Source organism: Cerasicoccus frondis (assembly GCA_031296915.1).
Taxonomy (GTDB): domain Bacteria; phylum Verrucomicrobiota; class Verrucomicrobiia; order Opitutales; family Cerasicoccaceae; genus Cerasicoccus; species Cerasicoccus frondis.
Window position 1 is genome coordinate 119,058 of sequence record JAVDPC010000018.1, and the last position, 14,932, is coordinate 133,989.

The following is a 14,932-nucleotide window of genomic DNA, read 5'->3' on the forward strand; positions in this document are numbered from 1 at the left end:
AACTGCCCGCAATCAGGCGGCCATACTGTAAGGAGTGGCTCAATTTCAACGACTTGAAGATCTAGAAGACTAGCATTAGAATTGATAGGATGCAACAAGATGGCCGCCAAAGTCTGCATTTAGAGGGGGTATAAGTGGAGGAATTAGCGGCCCTAAGATGGCTCTGAATCTTCAATGTAGGGCTTAACCATGACCATTACAGCGTCTTTAAGATGTTGAGGCATGGAACCCCAAGCATTGAATATCTGTGTTAGTTCCGGCTCATTCATGATGTTTTGCCGTGTTGTGGTAGCGCGTTGTTTGCCATTCTTGCTCTCGCTATTGAAAATCCACGAAAGCGTCTGCACTGCATCAAAGGTCGGCAACTGGCTTGCGTCGGTGTAGATTTGTGCGGTGAGCTTGGGGTCGCTGTGTCGCATAAGCTCCTGCGCGGTGCGTTGTGCGGTGCCTTCGCGGGCTAATTTCGTGGCGAACGTGTAGCGTAGCGCGTGGAAATCCAGCTTGCGGCCCAAGGCGTCCAAACGTGAAATTCCGGCTTGATCAAGATGACGGCGAAATTGCGCATCAGGTTGCTTGATGATTGAAAATACCGCTTCGTCCAGCGGGGCATCATATGGCCAGCCCTTCTTTAGTTCCTCAGCCAACATGGGATGCAAAGGAACCAGAGCGCTTTTGCGGTTTTTGGTGGTGATGGCGCGCGCCTTGATGTGCGGGCGCTCGTGATCAAAAATAACGTCACCGCGCAGCACTTGCCGTAGTTCACCTAGGCGGAGGCCAGTGTAAGCAGCGGTGAGATAAAGAAGCCGGTTTTTGCCAGCAACCGCTAACAGCTTTTCCAGTTCCTCGTCGGTAAATGCGCGGCGTTGGGCTTGTTTGCCGCGCGTATCGACTTTTTTGATGGTATTGAGTGGATTGCCAGGGATGCGTTCTTGGTCCTTTAGCCAATCCATAAAGGTATGAGCCGCGCTGAGGTAATCATTTAGCGTCTTCGGTTTAAGATCGGTCTGGACGCTTCGCCATTTGGTAAAATTGTTGGCGGTTACATCTGCAATGCGTGTCCAGTGCCCTTCACTCAAAAGCCGTTTGAGGCGGCGGCGCAATAGATCGACATGTTTATTCGTTCTGCCGGTGGCGCGTAAGTCTGCCAGGAAGTCCTCTACATGCTGAGATAGCGGCTTATCGGCGGATTGGCGCTGTAGCTTTGGGGCAATGATGCCTTCGCGCTCACGCTCCTTTTCGCGGACAATATCGTTCAGCCGTTTTTGCGCGACTTGCTTATCGGGGGTATGAAGGGCAATCTCGGTTACGGTGTAGTCACCTTCAAGGCGGTAGCGGCCCCGGTAGTTCTTTTCTGCAACGGATTTGCCTGCCTTATCTTTGCGGCGTGGTTTGTATACATAGGCGCGAATTGCTCAATCTCCTGTTAGTTGGTTGCACGTTGTTCACGGAGTCGATTCAGGTAGTGCTCCAAATCGCTCCAATAAAACCGGGTGGCTCCGCCGACTTTGACGGGCTTGGGAAAATCGCCGCGCGCAACGAGGCGATAAACGGCGCGGGTAGAAATACCTAGGCGCTTGGCGATGACGCCGATGGGCACGAGTTTGTCTTCGGTGGTGTGCTGCATAATTCCGTAATTTTTGAGTGGACGGTTGGTTTGCTGCCAAGGGCGGCCAGCACAAGATGCTACGTGTCAGAGCGCGGCATCGTCCGGGCTGGTCTGCCTATACCCGTCACACGCAGACCATTTCTGACAAAAATTCGCGGATACGCCGTACGAACGGTGTTTCGCGGGCGTATTAAGAGTTAAGCCATGATAAATCAGCCACCACCGACATCTGCTTCATTATCTGCGTCTTTAGATGCAGAGTTTGACACCCGCGTCGATCTGGTGATGCAGGCCGTTGATCTCCATCAAACTCACCTGCTGCATTACCTGACCGGCCTGACCCGCAACTACCACGACGCAGAGGATTTGTTGCAATCGCTCTGGAACCATGTGCTGCTGCACTTTAAAGAGCGCGATATCTTGAGCCTACCAATCCTGCGCCGCAAAGCCTACCAGCACTTTGTTGATGCCTATCGATCCAAGGTTCGGCGTCCCGAAGATATTCGCGAGGATTATGCCGGGATCGAGCCAGTTGCCAGACCGCGCGAGGCATACTCCGATGCAGAGGAAGCGCAGCTGAAAGCCAATTTCTGGTCAGAGCTGTCAGGGATCGATCTAACCGACCAACAAAAGGAATGCCTCTGGCTCCATGCCCGTTTTTCGTACAGCTATTCCGAAATTGCCGACAGACTTGGTATCGGCAAATCCACCGTGGGCGATGCGATCACAATCGCCCGCGACAAAATCAAACAAGCCTTTGAACATCAAAATTCCTAATTCATCATGCAACCACATCACAATTATTCCTTTCGCGCTGCGGACGCCGACAAAATCATTGCCCAGTATGGAAACAAGCCGCCACGCGAAATGCGCGAGAAAATTGAACGCAACCTCAAGGGCCAACGGCAAGAGTTTAAAAACCTCCGCCAGCAGACCAATGAACTGAGCACCCGCATGGATCAGATCAAGGCCAAGATGAAAAAGCGTTCGCGAGGCCGGTCCATGTAGGTCCGGGCGTAATTCGCCAGTTTCTATGAGCCGAATAGTTCGTCTATTCGGCTCATTTGTTTTGTTTATTCAATGCTGCTTACATGCCGCGCGATCTGCCTTTACGGCGAGACTGCATTTCTGGGCAATGGCTTTTTGCTTGGCGGCTAATTCATCAAGCTTGGCTTGGTCTGGTTTTGCCTGCGTGCTGAATTCCTGTTTGAGCTGCTTTTTTGCTGGCGCGGTGACGTCGTTTGCAATCTTAGTCGTGCGTGGTTGTTGGTTACGGCGTTGCTCGCGCTGCGGCGTTGGAGAGGTGGGCACTGCCCGTTCCTCACGCTCTTTTTCCAGCTTCGCTAAGGCGCGATCACGTTCAGCCTTAATTGCATCAATCTGTTCTTGTGCGCGGTTTTCAGCATGGGCAAAACTCCGTTTCATCGTATCCAGTTCCTGTCGGTCACGGCGCGTCAATCCGAAAACTCGCCGGAATAGAGATGGATTGGCGCAACGACTTTCGAGTTCAGTGATGGCAGCACGTCGCTCTTTCAGTTGGTAATGCTCATTCAATGATTTCTCCCGATTGATAATGCGGGTTTGGAAATCATCTGATATTGTGGCCCGCGCTTGTAGATATTTGTCCTGGGCTTCTCTGCTAGCCGTATATTTATCGGATCGCCTATTGAAAGTATCTTTAACGGGCTGGGTGTTGGCCGTTGTGCGGTTCTGCTTGGACTGTGTCATCACCGTAGTGCTCTGGTCCGCCTTTAGAGGCTGCTTGGGCGCTTCTTTGGGGGCTGGCTTGTCGATCTTCCTTGGCTCAGTCTGTTTTTGCTCCTGCTTGGCGGCAACGGCAAAGTCAGTTTTAGTTTCTGGCTTAGATCGTTCATTGGTGGCCTTTTTGAATTCGGCTTTTGCTTCCTTGGACTGCGTGGCAGCGACTTTCTTCTGCTCATGCTGCTGCGTGACCTGTTTGGCAAGTTCGGTCGCTTCGGGGAAATGGGTGGAGTCAAGATCGCATATCCGCTGCCGGAAATCCTTGGTCTTGATACCTTCAATCTGGCGAACGGGGTTGATCTGCTTGCCATAGGGATCGATCACGACCAAACCGCGTCGTCCCTGCGCCAGCCGGTAGCCTTGGGATTGCAGGGCTGCGGCAAAGCTTTGGCCATTATCTGACTGCGCCCAGGCGTCAGCGATCTTAGTATCGCGGTAGCGGGCACGTTCCCCTTGCTGCATTTTGAGGTGATTTTCGATGCGTTGCGGGCAATACTCCAATCCATGCTCCTCGTGATACTCGCGCGCAAAGCTGGAAAGCTTGCGGTAGCTGTGGGAATCACTGGCGACCATGCCGGTGGTCGGATGCACGCGGTTGGCGACAACATGTACGTGCCGGTGTGGCGTGTCCCGGTGGGCAATCACAACGGCTTCATGGTCTTGGAGGCCCAACACTTTCAATGACTGGAGCGCCGTATCGAGCATGTGCTCCTTGGACGGGTCCTGTTCCGGGTGCCATGCGAGCGAATAGGCCATTACTGGCTTTTGCAGTTTTGCGCCGCCCGGATTTTGCCCGCTGGCCTGCTTGAGCCTGTCCTGTGATTTGGCAGTATAAGCCATGACCTTCCACGCTTTATCGGGATTATCGGTCATCATGTTTTCGGTGTGCGTCCACGCAACGCGTTCGCGGGTCTGCGCATCCTTGTCGTTCAGGTAATATTGGAACGCACCCTTAAAGCTACGTCCGCCCTTGGCGACGTTGGGGTTCATTCATCGTTCTCCTCGTTCAATGCTTCATCCATGAGCCGGTCGATCCGGTGACAGAGTTCATCGACCTGTGGGGAAACGCGCTCAAATATATGCGCGTTCTTGACGAGCTGGTTGAGGTTATGGCCGATATGGTAAAGCTGTTTCATCAGCGCTGGATCGCACTGCTTGACTGTGCGAATGGAAATACGGCCACCGCCGGAAAGCGACGCACGGCGAGCAAATTCATTGATGCGCATATTTGCCGATGCCGCCTTGTGCGCTAGCCGCGCGTGCTCCGCATCATTCAATCTGAATGAAACAATGCGGGTCTTAACGCGGGATTGCGGTAGTGAAGGACGGGCCATGCTTACACCTCACCATACGATAGAGGTGTTAAGCGTGTCCGGCTGCGGTGGATATGGGGCGCGTCATGCGCCCAGAGCCGGGGGGATGCAACGGGGGGACAGCAAGTCCACCCCTTGCCAAGATAGTTTTCGTTTACGAAAACACATCTTGCTACGCGGCAAGACGCGCATCGCTGGCGCGAGGCCATGAAGCTGATTCTATTCTTTTCAAAGAGTATTTGTCGTATAGTTTCCTCCGCCGAATGGGGCTACCTCTAGCAGGCGAGCTAACTCTGATAACGTTTAAAACGTTACTTCGCGCTCAATCCGAATTGGGCCAGATGGTATTGATATATCTACGGGTGTTTGGTCGGTGACGCCTTTTGTCACAGGTGCATCGTCATCGCCCACCTTTAGGCCAAGTATTTCAGCCAATTCGTCTGTATAGACCCGTTCGAGGGTAACAATTTTTCCAGAAGCCGGATCGGCTTTTGTCTCATATAAGCGTTTTTGCTCAACGATGCTTGGTTCAGTGAACGAGACCAATAAATCCAATGTATCAGTTAACGCGTCTGTGTTAGCATAGCCCAACGCTGGCGAAGTGCCTGCCGTTTTAAGATCGTTTCCTGGGCTCCACTCAAATCCTAGTCCAGCATCGACCTTTTTTGTGTAAGTAAATGAAATTATCTTTTGCAGCGTTTTCGTTGTGAGGCCGATTGAGGGTCTGTCGCCGGAATCTGCTTCAGCAAACTCCCTAAATTCGTTAATGATTGTCTCTTCGAGAAAGCCACCGGTCGGAATGTATTGAGGCAAAGGCTTATCCGCTGGGTATTTTATCGGCTTGTATGAGAGGTTAATGACGGTCCCTTGCCCCGCCGTTGAAGCACCTGAGATTCCGACGTTCGGAGTGATTACTCCGACATCGTTTCCACCGATGAATGCAGACCCTTTGATTCCCCCGCCCAGATTATCGGTATTTGCGTTTTGACGCGCCAGAATCAGCGTGCCAGGAAATGGTGTTAGGCCCTGAAGAGCCAATTTTTCTGGATTTTCCCTGCGCTGCGTTTCAAGCCATAGAAACGCATTAGTGATTTCAGCCGAGATTACATTTAGCGCTTTTCCTGTTGGGATTGGCTCCATCGGCTCGACATTTGTCTTTTTATCAGACATGCCGGGAACCGGATTTGAATTCATTAATTGGAAATCTGAATTCTGACAACCGGTTATTAAAAAACACAATGAGACTATAGTAGCAGAGAAGTAGTAGTTAATTTTCATTGTTTTTGAATTTAAATAAATTTTTTCTAAGCTATAAACGGATAGTAACTAGTGGAATTTAATCAAGAAAAAATTCATATCTTTCAATATGAGGCAATTTATAATGCTTGTTTTGACCAAGTTTGGATTGAATCTGAATCAAACAAGGTGAAGCGATTCAAATCACCGAAGGCCTAGATCTTGAGCGGCGCGTTGAACGCGATCTGCTCAAGCCATTTCAGCTTCGTCTCGAGCGTGTGACCTCGCCCATATTGCGGACCGTGCTTCCTGTGCCCCATCAGCTCTTGAATGACTTCCTCGGGCGCTCCTGCATCGCGCAACCGATCTTTGAAGGTGTGGCGCAACGAATACAGCGTGTGGCGTGGCGTTGGCCTGAGATTGTTCTCTTTCAAATATTTGTTCGCGGCGGCAGACGCGGACTCCGGGTGCGTATGGTAGCGCGAGAAACCATCGGGATAAACCTGCTGCGCCGCCATAAGCGAAATCCCGACCAATGGGATACGGCGATCCGATTGTGGTGTTTTCAAATCTCGTAGCCCGTTTTTGCGTATCCAAATGTGAGGCACATCCGCATCGAGGAAAAAGTCCTGGGCTTCCAGTCCGATGAGCTCGGACTCGCGCGCGCCGGTTTCAATCATCATGTAGGCCAGCATCCTCGCGGCTTCATTCATGCCTGCCAGTTTATCCTCATTGATAAATTTATCCTGAGCCCATCCAGCCTCAAACGGGGGTCTTGGTACGGTGGTTTGTTTCACGTTGGTTTCGGCAAACACGACTTTGAAGTCGGTTGGGATTTCGAGATCACGCCCAACCGTGAGCATGATATCCTTGGCAAAAGTAAGCTGCTTATTGGCGCTGTTGCCAACCAGTTCTACGTCTGCGATGCGTGCCAGTAGCCAGTTGCGAAACTCCAGCGCGTGTTTGCGCTGCACTTCACTGAGGTCAATGTCACCGACCACCTTGATGAAATTCTTGAGCGCGGCGGCTCGGGGGTTCTTGAATTTGCGAACTTGCTGCTCATTCTTGCCTACCAAGCGATCTGAGCAAAGAGGCCAATAGCGCTCAATGCACTTGCTGAGGCGAATGGTCGATGCCTTTTCATTGCCCAAGACGGCACGAACGACCTCGGACCTATTGCCATCTGCTACTTCGAGGCGGGCGATTAAATCATCAAGTGGTCCATCGACCAAATCAGCCATGTTCTTGTAGGCAAAGCCGTTGGCTTTGGCGAGCGCAACGGCGCGCTTGAAACGGTCGCCGCGTGCATCCGGCTGCCCCGAGCGAATCAGATCGCCCCAGTATCTCTCAACAAATGCATCATAGACGGCGGCAATGCGGGTGGCCTCCTTCACGGATTTGGTTTTGAGCGCAATGCGCACATGGGTTCGGTCATCATAGGTGGCTACGTGCTTGGGCACGCGCCTAAAATAGTGATACCAGTCGCCGCGACGGACATAGTTTTTGGACAATGAAACCTCACTAGATGTATTCCAAAACGTATGCCAAAAGATTATCACAAAAAAGGATTGCCGGTCAACCGTCCCAACAGAAACGCTGAGAAAACAAAGGGTTAGTAGGGAATTTGATTGGAAAATTTTGGAAAAAATGGAGCGGGCGAAGGGAATCGATCTAAAATGTTTAACATCCTAAGTTATTGTTTTTGCACTGTATTTTAAATTCACCGTTGCTCCGTCTGCCCAAAATGTATGCCAAAATGTATGACGATTATCATTCTGCTCCAGCAACCCTACGGGCGCGTTCGATGTCGTCGTGCTTAGCGTTTTCATCCTCAAGCTCTTTTTCGATTCGCCGAAAGATCGGCAGATAGTCTTCACCGTGCTGGGTGACAATGCGTGCGGCAATACGCAGTGCATTCCCGGTCCGTGAGGTGAAGTTCGTAGGTCGGTTGAGCGCTGATTTTTTTCTATTGAGCGAGACCTCGTTCGATTTTCGATGTCGATGACCGCGTAGAGCTGCCTTTACAGTATCTGGAATGTCATCAGTTATCAATTCCCTCACAATAGCCCTGCCTCGTTGAAACTGTAATATCCAAGCCCGTGGGGGTCGTCCTCTATGTCGCCCATGATGATGTGTTCGATCAGTTCAATGCCCAAGATTTTGCCCGCATCTGCGAGCCGTCGAGTGATTTTTATATCTTGATGGCTGGGTTCGGGATTGCCGGACGGGTGGTTATGACTAAGAATCAGTGAATTGGCTCCGGCAGGTATCGCTGCTTGAAATGCTTCGCGCGGATGGATTGGTGCGGAATGCGCAATTCCAATGGTAATTCGGAACCGGCCATAGGGCTGGTTACGCCGGTTGAGCGGTATGACAATTAACTGCTCCTGTAAGGGATGATCATTGAATGCGCCGGTCAGATACTTTGCGACTTCTGCTGGGGTGTCGAGGGATGCCTGTTTCCCCTGAGCAATTAAATTATAGACGATGCGTCCTTCATAGATTTTCAAGTTCAGTCTCTCTTCTGTCTTTAGTGGTGCCAGAACACCAGCACGTCGCCGCCGTGATCGAGCGTGAAGACATCATTGATCTCCATGTCACGGGCGAAGGCTTCGTAGTTGAAATAAAATCTTAGATTTTCCGGGACTTCTGAAAGCTGGCCGGTCTCATCCAAGAACTCTTCGCACCATGCGACAAGCGACCTAGCTGATCCTGCATACGCGTCCTGAAACTTGCGGATATTGCTGACTTCCAAATCTTCACCAAGGTGGTCACAAAACTCGATGAACTGCTCCCAATCAATGCCGTCCTGTTCGCACTGCTGATGAGCGTCGATGATATTTTGCAAGCAAGTCAGTCCTGCGTATTCAGATAAATTGCCGCAATATTCGTGGTCATGGATAGCCCATTCTTCGGCGTCTGTTTCCGGGGAATTGCTGAGGATACTTTCGATGGCTTCAGCAATTTCTTCGGCGCCATCGAGATCAATCCAGCCGCCATGCAGTATTCCGGCATTGTAGCTGGCTAAACAAGCGATGTATGCGCGTGGAGTTGTCATGGTCTGTTCCTTTCATTGATGGCTGACCCCATGTCAGCCGATGCTCCTGGCGAACACAGGTTCGGCCAGATGCAGTCATGGCCTTTTCGGGAGACCGCCGTTTGCGGCGGCGGAAGGCCATTGACGCTGGCCGGTTCTGTGTTGCCATTATGGGGCAGGCTGATTGGCGGGTAGTCCGGCCAAGGGAATAGTCAAGACCACCCACCAATCGTTGCGTTAGCGGTCCGCGGAGGGAGACTGACGCGACCGGATGGCGTTGGTTACAAGCCATGCTTGGCGCGCCAGTTCGGAGACAACCAGCAAGTCACGTCCGGTAAATCCGCTGGTATCCTTCGGATCGCCGTTGGCGTCTGTGTAGGTCCGCGCAAAGGTTGTGGTGAGAAATTCGCCATTCTCGCTTTCATTGCTCCAGATGGATGCTTTGATTGCGCCGTCACGAATGACCTCTATTGGTGCGTTGGATGTTTGGTTTCCCATGATTGGTTCCTTTCGTCGATGGGTTTTCTTCTACCCGTTCCCGTGGGCGATCTTCTATGCGGCAATAGGGTCGGCGCCATTCGGTCCGTAAAGACGGTTCGCGATGCGGCATAGTCCGATTTTTTCTGCATTGGTCAGCCGATCATCTGCCACTGCTGTGATCAGTATGCCTTGTTCGCGCCAAGCACGGAGGCGTAGCGCATCAAGTTCATCTGCATTTAGCGGACTTTCGCCCAGCCAAAGCGCAAACGCATTCTGATATCGGTTATCGACACTCATTGGTCACCTGCCTTGGCGCGGCGTGCACAGTCACGACGAATTTTCTCCATTCGCACGGAGCGTAGTCGGTCGTGGATCATCTGCGCGTTGTCAATGATTGCTCGTGTTTCACGGAGATAGCTTTCCAGCTCATAGTGCGGTAATGCAATGAGCACATCGACCTGCGTGTCTGGCAGATCCTCGTAGTGAATGGTTCGTTCTTCATCTGTCATGATCTTGGTGTTCCTTTCTGATTGATTGCTGACAGTGTGGCAGAACAAGGATGGTAACCGCGTGGTGCTCGTGGGGCATTCGTGAGGCACCCAGATCGTGCCTCAACTTCCCGATATGGAACTGAATTGAGTGGGGTGGGCATTCATTGGGCACCCGTAGGGCACTCGTTGGGCATCGGCTGGATACATTTGTATGCAAGCCAGGTGCTGATTTCCGGAATACAACCATAAGTATACATAATTTATTGACATTAATTAATGATTTGTGGCATTGACGGGCCGCTGGCCGGAGCGGTCAAGCAATCCATCACGAGAAAACAGGAGGGTGACGTGATTATGAAACTACCGAAGCGTAATTTTCATACGCTGACGGAACTGGCGAATGATTGGTGCGTGGATGTCTGTGACATCTGGCAGTGTTTAATGGATGGCGAGTTGATGGGGCATATCCGGGTGCCACTTATGTGCGTTTTCCTCATTTCCAAGAGAGTAGATGAGGGGGCAGTAAGAATCGACAAGACATTGACCAACTGGGAGGGGTTTGCGTCTCTATCGCGCTATCAGTGCCAGCGGTTTTTTGAGCAAGGTCAGCTTAATGTGCGGGAGTTTAAATGCGAAAATCAAGAGAGACGTTTTGTTCTACCAGACGAAACCGATGATCACATTGTGGATGTTAAACGGTTGGGTGTTTTGGCCCGCGAACGAAAACGCTTTGAGAGGCTGCACAGCTCCAGTCAAGATCCACTGAGCGACAATGAGCCTTTCGATCCATCATTTCAGATCGTGCGCTACAAGGGACGTGAATATCCTCTGGGCCAGATGCAGGGTGAAATTGTAGTCAGCTCTTTGAGGGTGCAATTCGCGGTGAGCCGTGGCAAAAGGGGAAATTGCTTCTGCGTGGAGCGGCATCGCAAAGCTTTACGGTGTCAAAGCTCTTTAGAAAGCACCCAATTGGAGACCAATTGATCGTTTCAAGCCGCAATGGACACTACCGCCTCGGTGATGCCATGTTGCCGTGCGTAATCGCCGAAGCCCCGCCCACACACGAGGGCTGAAGGCGATTGCGCGCACGCCCCTCCAGTTTTCTACTTCGTTTATGTCGGGCGCAGTTCTCCCCATCCATCAGCGATAGCACTCTGGTTTCTACCCCTTCCAATCCATCAAACTGAGCTCAATGCGATCTACCCGGACAAAGAGTGGTCACAGAACGTATGGTCTTATGAATGATGCGGCACGAGGCGCATCGACCATCAATCAGTAATCCAAATACATATGAGCCAGACCCAACAACCATCGCAAAAGCCACCTCTACCGGCCAATGGAATGACCGATGTTCCGACCATCAAGCTCAATTCTGAAGAGCGTGAGCTGGCATCGCGCCTCAAAAACGCTATCGATCAAAACGGACGTTATCGTTTCCGTCTTCAGGATATGACCGCTGGGTTCGCCGCTGGCCGCAATGTGCCTGCTATCGAAGCGCGCGGCCAAATCGAAGATATGTTTACCGAAACCTACCGGTGCACACCGCATGAGTACCTTGATCGTTATTACAAGCGCGTCAATGAGCGCATGGATAGAAAGCGTCAGAACGGACCTAGCCGCTCAGTCTGAAGTCAAATCTCTAAACACCTAGCTTCAAGCGACACCATCACGGTGTCGCTTTTTTGTCCGGTCCTAGAAGCATCGTCATGCGTATGAGATTATATGAGCGCAATCAAGAAACAGGATGACAAGAACTCTGAGCATCAACATACACTCAATTCACTGGTAAGTGCCCCCAGTCCCGTTGACAGACCACTATATACCGACGATGAATTGAAAAAGCGCGTATCGCAGCTTCCTGAAAAATATCGCGAGGCTTTTGAGCGTATTTGCGCCGTTCGACGTGATGCCGCCAAAGAGCTTCAAATCAACCAGCGGACAAATTTTACCCGAATGGTTCAGGAAGAAAGCGCCATGCAACTGCTTCGCATATCGGTTTCTGAAAAGCCAAAAGCGTCACCTGAGCAGTTGGAACAGCAGGCCAAACGCACAGGTGAAGATTGGGCGCGTGGCGTCATAGACGGCCAGCGCGCCGTTTTGGAAGATTATTTCATTGGTATGAAACAGCGTTTCATCGACCAGGCTGAAAGCGAACATAGTCGTTTGCGTGATCAATTGCAGGATGCGCGTTCAAGGTCACGTGCTAAGGGGCGGCGTATGGTTTAGCCATACCATTTACGGTTGATTAACCCATCTGCGCTACAATAGCGGGGATGGTAAAGTCGTTGTTTAACAAAATGGCTAGCGGTACGGACACCAAGGCCTTGGAATTGATGGTGTCAGCAGGTAATCTTGATGCTGACGAGTTGCCTCTGTCCGGGACAATGATCATAGATGATGCCAGAGCCCGCCTTGAAAACGATACGGATCGTAATAAGCGCCGTGATGAATTGATCCGCGAGCTTGAGAGCACACGCGATTTCATTGACCGGTTAGAATCTCGAATCGAAGAAATTCAGGAGGAAATCGAACGGCTGGAGGTCCAACGCGCTGAAGCCTTGCGCCTGGCCGAAGAAGCGTTCGCTCTCGCCATAGAAGCTGATGAAATGATCGACGCCATTGCAGATGACGTATCCTCCGATGAGCGTCAGAGATTGATTGAATTACTTGGACCGGTGGCTGCTGACGCCACACCTGACGAATTGCTGGTGCTGCTTGAAACACTTCGCGATGAGAACAATTTGAACGGACGCAGCCAGAACGCTGAGGCTGAAGATGTTGAAAGCATACTTGATGAAAAGCGAGATGAGCTTGCGAAACTCGATGCTGCAAAAAACATCGGCTTTGAGAATTTGCCTCCTCTTGATGCGGCTGAACTCAAGCGCATCCTGTCAAATCTGGAGTTCAACGAAGATTTCACGGATGACGCTGTTCCGCAGAGCGATCTTGATTTTGGACCACCGTCACCGTCTTGATTGGCATAAACTTATATTTGCCTTCATTCCATAAAATCCCGGAAGCCTGGTAGTCTAGGATCGCATGTTCGCGAACTTTGTAGGTGGCCTGTGGGCCCATTTGCCCATCAGGTGCGTGTTCTGTGTGGTTATACTTAAGCCCATAGACCAAGAAGTAAAAATGCGTGTTATGTTTTGATTTGAACGCCACGACCGGTACATTTCTGGGGCCGTCTGGCTGATCGTTGAACCACTCTGCGAGGTTAAGCGCGTGATCAATTGCGCGGTTCTCATATTCGTCCGTCGTTGAAACATAGATCACGAAGTAAGGCGGGCGTTGTGACAGGCCAGCGGCTAAATCCCCAGGATGGCGGTTATCGTTTCCCCGCTCGACCCATAGAACACCGCGACCATCTTCAACCAATTGTGAGGGAATTGTTGCGCTGGTATTGTCACCGGAATCGCGTGCGTGGGCTATAGCTGCAAGCAATGCCGTTACCGCGATGCAAAGTAGCGGGACCTTGATAGAAAAGCGGTGAGTCTTCATCGTTTTATTTCGAGGAGCAGGCGCCGATCAGGAATAAAACCACGAGTATGACGACGACTGCTCCAATGATTTGGAAGCATCCTTCGTTATTCTTTTTCTCGCGGTAGATGTCGGCGGTGCCGACTTTCTCGTATTTCTTCGCCATGATTTGAAAGAAGTGCAGTGGTCAGTGAAAACCGACGCATGCGATTGCATGTTGTTGATTTTGAGTGGATTGGGTAATCTATGCTTTTAACCGAATACGCATTTGGTTAAAGTGAGGTGGTAACATTGAGCCAGTTGCTCGACTCTATAGGTGAGCGGAAGTATCTCACCGGCGGCGAAGAAGCCGCATTTTTGGCAGAGGTTCATCGCATGGATGACTTCGCGAAGCGTGTTTTCTGCGTGACGATGCTCTATTCTGGGGGGCGTGTTACCGAAGTAATTTCATTAACGCCCAGAAATATTGACTTTAGTGCAGGCAAGGTCGTCTTCCGAACACTCAAGCAGCGTAAGAAGGTCCGTTTTCGTGCTGTGCCAATGCCTAGCGATCTGGCTTCGATGCTCGCGGAACTGATCGAGCAAAATCAAATTGGACTCGATGACCGAATTTGGGAATTCTGTCGCCAGACCGGACTAAATATTGTTAAAAAAGCAATGACGCGTATTCATGTGTCAGGTTCACGTGCAACCACGAGAGGGCTTCGCCATACTTTCGCGACCTCGAATACCGAAGATGGTGTAAAATTCAGCACCCTGCGGACATGGCTTGGCCATGCTAGGATGGAGAACACTGCGATCTACTTGGATTTCACTGGCGCAGAGGAACGAGCCTATGCTGAAAGGCGATGGGAAAAGCTATCGCTATCTCAAAAAGCACTTGCCCGAAATCCTGATGAATACTAGGGTTGGAGCTATATTTAACCAAATGCGTATTCGGTTAGAATGCAAATACTAGAGGTCATTTTACGCATAGAGAAGTTAGGGCAGAAGTGTTCTCAGTGAATATGGCTTTTTGATCGAGCGCCAGGGGGGGTAGACAGTTCCCAAGGTAGCCGAAGTCGTCCTAGTTTTCGCTCTTGATTTACCCGGTAGGAGCTCGCGGTGGTTAAATATTGAAGCCATCTATCCATGAATCTTGGTCTCTGCTGAATTCTATGTCCAAATTCAACTTGGTCGTTTTATTCTGTTTTGTATGGAAACTCTACAAACCGGCATGGTATTGGGTTTTCAAGCACGGAGTTTTGAGGTTCATTCTCTGCTAGTTGGCGATAAATTACTGAATTTCATGAGGATTAATTTCCTGGGAGGAGGGGTGACTTTGGGCTTGCATCAAAAAAATGAACGTAGAAATTGATTATTAACCTGTGTTGTTGTGATTTATCATGTTGGAATAGAGGGAGTCGGCCTGCGAAGAGTCGTTGCTGTTTTAAGCGACGATGAGGGGAACTTGATAAATTGCGTTAGGAAAAACAACCAATCACTGGCGTTTCACACTGTGGATCGTGATTTATTGAGGTCACGTTTA

The 14,932-nt window shown here is 50.7% G+C and carries 21 protein-coding genes; 7 read left to right on the forward strand and 14 right to left on the reverse strand.

The features are described 5' to 3' along the window. Positions 1–152: 152 nt before the first annotated feature. Entirely contained in the window at positions 153–950 is a 798-nt protein-coding gene (locus RBB63_RS14700; RefSeq protein ID WP_309385617.1) for a tyrosine-type recombinase/integrase, read from the reverse strand. A 473-nt stretch (positions 951–1,423) separates the two neighbouring features. Next, complete coding sequence (locus RBB63_RS14705; protein WP_309385622.1) at positions 1,424–1,624, reverse strand: helix-turn-helix transcriptional regulator; 201 nt, start codon at positions 1,622–1,624, stop codon at positions 1,424–1,426. A 186-nt stretch (positions 1,625–1,810) separates the two neighbouring features. On the opposite strand from RBB63_RS14705, the gene RBB63_RS14710 reads away from it, so the two are divergent. Further along, the gene (locus RBB63_RS14710; protein WP_309385635.1) at positions 1,811–2,383 is read left to right on the forward strand and encodes an RNA polymerase sigma factor; all 573 of its coding nucleotides are present in this window, start codon (positions 1,811–1,813) and stop codon (positions 2,381–2,383) included. Between the two features lie 6 nt (positions 2,384–2,389). Next, positions 2,390–2,614, forward strand: a complete 225-nt coding sequence (locus RBB63_RS14715) for a hypothetical protein (RefSeq protein ID WP_309385640.1) — start codon at positions 2,390–2,392, stop codon at positions 2,612–2,614. Positions 2,615–2,683: 69 nt separating this feature from the next. Here RBB63_RS14715 and RBB63_RS14720 read toward each other — a convergent pair whose 3' ends face one another. From RBB63_RS14720 to RBB63_RS14765, 10 genes are all read right to left on the reverse strand, one after another. Beyond that, positions 2,684–4,357 carry a relaxase/mobilization nuclease domain-containing protein gene (locus tag RBB63_RS14720; RefSeq protein ID WP_309385645.1) on the reverse strand — a complete coding sequence of 558 codons (1,674 nt, stop codon included), beginning with the start codon at positions 4,355–4,357 and terminating at the stop codon, positions 2,684–2,686. After that, on the reverse strand, positions 4,354–4,701 hold the full coding sequence (locus RBB63_RS14725) for a plasmid mobilization protein (protein WP_425503903.1): 348 nt from the start codon (positions 4,699–4,701) through the stop codon (positions 4,354–4,356). Before RBB63_RS14725 ends, RBB63_RS14720 begins: the two co-directional genes overlap by 4 nt. A 282-nt stretch (positions 4,702–4,983) precedes the next feature. Then, positions 4,984–5,958, reverse strand: coding sequence for a hypothetical protein (locus RBB63_RS14730; RefSeq protein WP_309385657.1), 975 nt, complete (start codon positions 5,956–5,958; stop codon positions 4,984–4,986). Positions 5,959–6,131: 173 nt separating this feature from the next. Next, positions 6,132–7,427, reverse strand: coding sequence for a tyrosine-type recombinase/integrase (locus RBB63_RS14735; protein WP_309385669.1), 1,296 nt, complete (start codon positions 7,425–7,427; stop codon positions 6,132–6,134). A 259-nt stretch (positions 7,428–7,686) separates the two neighbouring features. Then, positions 7,687–7,977 carry a hypothetical protein gene (locus RBB63_RS14740; RefSeq protein ID WP_309385676.1) on the reverse strand — a complete coding sequence of 97 codons (291 nt, stop codon included), beginning with the start codon at positions 7,975–7,977 and terminating at the stop codon, positions 7,687–7,689. After that, entirely contained in the window at positions 7,974–8,426 is a 453-nt protein-coding gene (locus RBB63_RS14745) for a JAB domain-containing protein (RefSeq protein WP_309385683.1), read from the reverse strand. Before RBB63_RS14745 ends, RBB63_RS14740 begins: the two co-directional genes overlap by 4 nt. A 20-nt stretch (positions 8,427–8,446) precedes the next feature. Further along, on the reverse strand, positions 8,447–8,974 hold the full coding sequence (locus tag RBB63_RS14750) for an antirestriction protein ArdA (RefSeq protein WP_309385688.1): 528 nt from the start codon (positions 8,972–8,974) through the stop codon (positions 8,447–8,449). Positions 8,975–9,190: 216 nt separating this feature from the next. After that, positions 9,191–9,451 carry a hypothetical protein gene (locus RBB63_RS14755; RefSeq protein WP_309385693.1) on the reverse strand — a complete coding sequence of 87 codons (261 nt, stop codon included), beginning with the start codon at positions 9,449–9,451 and terminating at the stop codon, positions 9,191–9,193. Positions 9,452–9,505: 54 nt separating this feature from the next. Then, positions 9,506–9,730, reverse strand: coding sequence for a hypothetical protein (locus RBB63_RS14760; protein ID WP_309385695.1), 225 nt, complete (start codon positions 9,728–9,730; stop codon positions 9,506–9,508). After that, positions 9,727–9,942 (reverse strand): hypothetical protein, encoded by a 216-nt coding sequence (locus tag RBB63_RS14765; protein WP_309385696.1) that lies wholly within the window; start codon positions 9,940–9,942, stop codon positions 9,727–9,729. Before RBB63_RS14765 ends, RBB63_RS14760 begins: the two co-directional genes overlap by 4 nt. Positions 9,943–10,200: 258 nt before the next feature. Here RBB63_RS14765 and RBB63_RS14770 point away from each other — a divergent pair, with 258 nt between their 5' ends. The 4 genes from RBB63_RS14770 (at position 10,201) to RBB63_RS14785 (ending at position 12,899) form a co-directional block, all read left to right on the forward strand. Next, positions 10,201–10,908, forward strand: coding sequence for a hypothetical protein (locus tag RBB63_RS14770; RefSeq protein WP_309385698.1), 708 nt, complete (start codon positions 10,201–10,203; stop codon positions 10,906–10,908). Between the two features lie 306 nt (positions 10,909–11,214). Next, on the forward strand, positions 11,215–11,553 hold the full coding sequence (locus RBB63_RS14775) for a hypothetical protein (RefSeq protein ID WP_309385702.1): 339 nt from the start codon (positions 11,215–11,217) through the stop codon (positions 11,551–11,553). 93 nt (positions 11,554–11,646) lie between these two features. Further along, positions 11,647–12,150: a hypothetical protein gene (locus RBB63_RS14780; protein WP_309385707.1), complete on the forward strand. Its 504-nt coding sequence runs from the start codon at positions 11,647–11,649 to the stop codon at positions 12,148–12,150. 47 nt (positions 12,151–12,197) lie between these two features. Further along, on the forward strand, positions 12,198–12,899 hold the full coding sequence (locus RBB63_RS14785) for a hypothetical protein (RefSeq protein ID WP_309385713.1): 702 nt from the start codon (positions 12,198–12,200) through the stop codon (positions 12,897–12,899). Here the strand turns inward: RBB63_RS14785 and RBB63_RS14790 are convergent. Beyond that, positions 12,841–13,425 (reverse strand): hypothetical protein, encoded by a 585-nt coding sequence (locus RBB63_RS14790; RefSeq protein WP_309385718.1) that lies wholly within the window; start codon positions 13,423–13,425, stop codon positions 12,841–12,843. The two genes, RBB63_RS14785 and RBB63_RS14790, sit on opposite strands and share 59 nt — an antisense overlap. A 4-nt stretch (positions 13,426–13,429) precedes the next feature. Then, positions 13,430–13,570, reverse strand: coding sequence for a hypothetical protein (locus tag RBB63_RS14795; RefSeq protein WP_309385720.1), 141 nt, complete (start codon positions 13,568–13,570; stop codon positions 13,430–13,432). A gap of 125 nt (positions 13,571–13,695) precedes the next feature. Between RBB63_RS14795 and RBB63_RS14800 the strand changes: the two genes are divergently transcribed. Then, on the forward strand, positions 13,696–14,310 hold the full coding sequence (locus tag RBB63_RS14800; protein ID WP_309385735.1) for a tyrosine-type recombinase/integrase: 615 nt from the start codon (positions 13,696–13,698) through the stop codon (positions 14,308–14,310). The last annotated feature ends 622 nt before the right edge of the window (positions 14,311–14,932 follow it).

What these genes read in the sequence shown, in the direction of transcription:
- RBB63_RS14700 (WP_309385617.1), bottom strand. Translation starts at nt 950, where the DNA reads ATGGATTGGCTAAAGGACCAAGAACGCATCCCTGGCAATCCACTCAAT.
- RBB63_RS14705 (WP_309385622.1), bottom strand. Translation starts at nt 1,624, where the DNA reads ATGCAGCACACCACCGAAGACAAACTCGTGCCCATCGGCGTCATCGCC.
- RBB63_RS14710 (WP_309385635.1), top strand. Translation starts at nt 1,811, where the DNA reads ATGATAAATCAGCCACCACCGACATCTGCTTCATTATCTGCGTCTTTA.
- RBB63_RS14715 (WP_309385640.1), top strand. Translation starts at nt 2,390, where the DNA reads ATGCAACCACATCACAATTATTCCTTTCGCGCTGCGGACGCCGACAAA.
- RBB63_RS14720 (WP_309385645.1), bottom strand. Translation starts at nt 4,357, where the DNA reads ATGAACCCCAACGTCGCCAAGGGCGGACGTAGCTTTAAGGGTGCGTTC.
- RBB63_RS14725 (WP_425503903.1), bottom strand. Translation starts at nt 4,701, where the DNA reads ATGGCCCGTCCTTCACTACCGCAATCCCGCGTTAAGACCCGCATTGTT.
- RBB63_RS14730 (WP_309385657.1), bottom strand. Translation starts at nt 5,958, where the DNA reads ATGAAAATTAACTACTACTTCTCTGCTACTATAGTCTCATTGTGTTTT.
- RBB63_RS14750 (WP_309385688.1), bottom strand. Translation starts at nt 8,974, where the DNA reads ATGACAACTCCACGCGCATACATCGCTTGTTTAGCCAGCTACAATGCC.
- RBB63_RS14755 (WP_309385693.1), bottom strand. Translation starts at nt 9,451, where the DNA reads ATGGGAAACCAAACATCCAACGCACCAATAGAGGTCATTCGTGACGGC.
- RBB63_RS14760 (WP_309385695.1), bottom strand. Translation starts at nt 9,730, where the DNA reads ATGAGTGTCGATAACCGATATCAGAATGCGTTTGCGCTTTGGCTGGGC.
- RBB63_RS14765 (WP_309385696.1), bottom strand. Translation starts at nt 9,942, where the DNA reads ATGACAGATGAAGAACGAACCATTCACTACGAGGATCTGCCAGACACG.
- RBB63_RS14770 (WP_309385698.1), top strand. Translation starts at nt 10,201, where the DNA reads ATGATTTGTGGCATTGACGGGCCGCTGGCCGGAGCGGTCAAGCAATCC.
- RBB63_RS14775 (WP_309385702.1), top strand. Translation starts at nt 11,215, where the DNA reads ATGAGCCAGACCCAACAACCATCGCAAAAGCCACCTCTACCGGCCAAT.
- RBB63_RS14780 (WP_309385707.1), top strand. Translation starts at nt 11,647, where the DNA reads ATGAGCGCAATCAAGAAACAGGATGACAAGAACTCTGAGCATCAACAT.
- RBB63_RS14785 (WP_309385713.1), top strand. Translation starts at nt 12,198, where the DNA reads ATGGTAAAGTCGTTGTTTAACAAAATGGCTAGCGGTACGGACACCAAG.
- RBB63_RS14790 (WP_309385718.1), bottom strand. Translation starts at nt 13,425, where the DNA reads ATGAAGACTCACCGCTTTTCTATCAAGGTCCCGCTACTTTGCATCGCG.
- RBB63_RS14795 (WP_309385720.1), bottom strand. Translation starts at nt 13,570, where the DNA reads ATGGCGAAGAAATACGAGAAAGTCGGCACCGCCGACATCTACCGCGAG.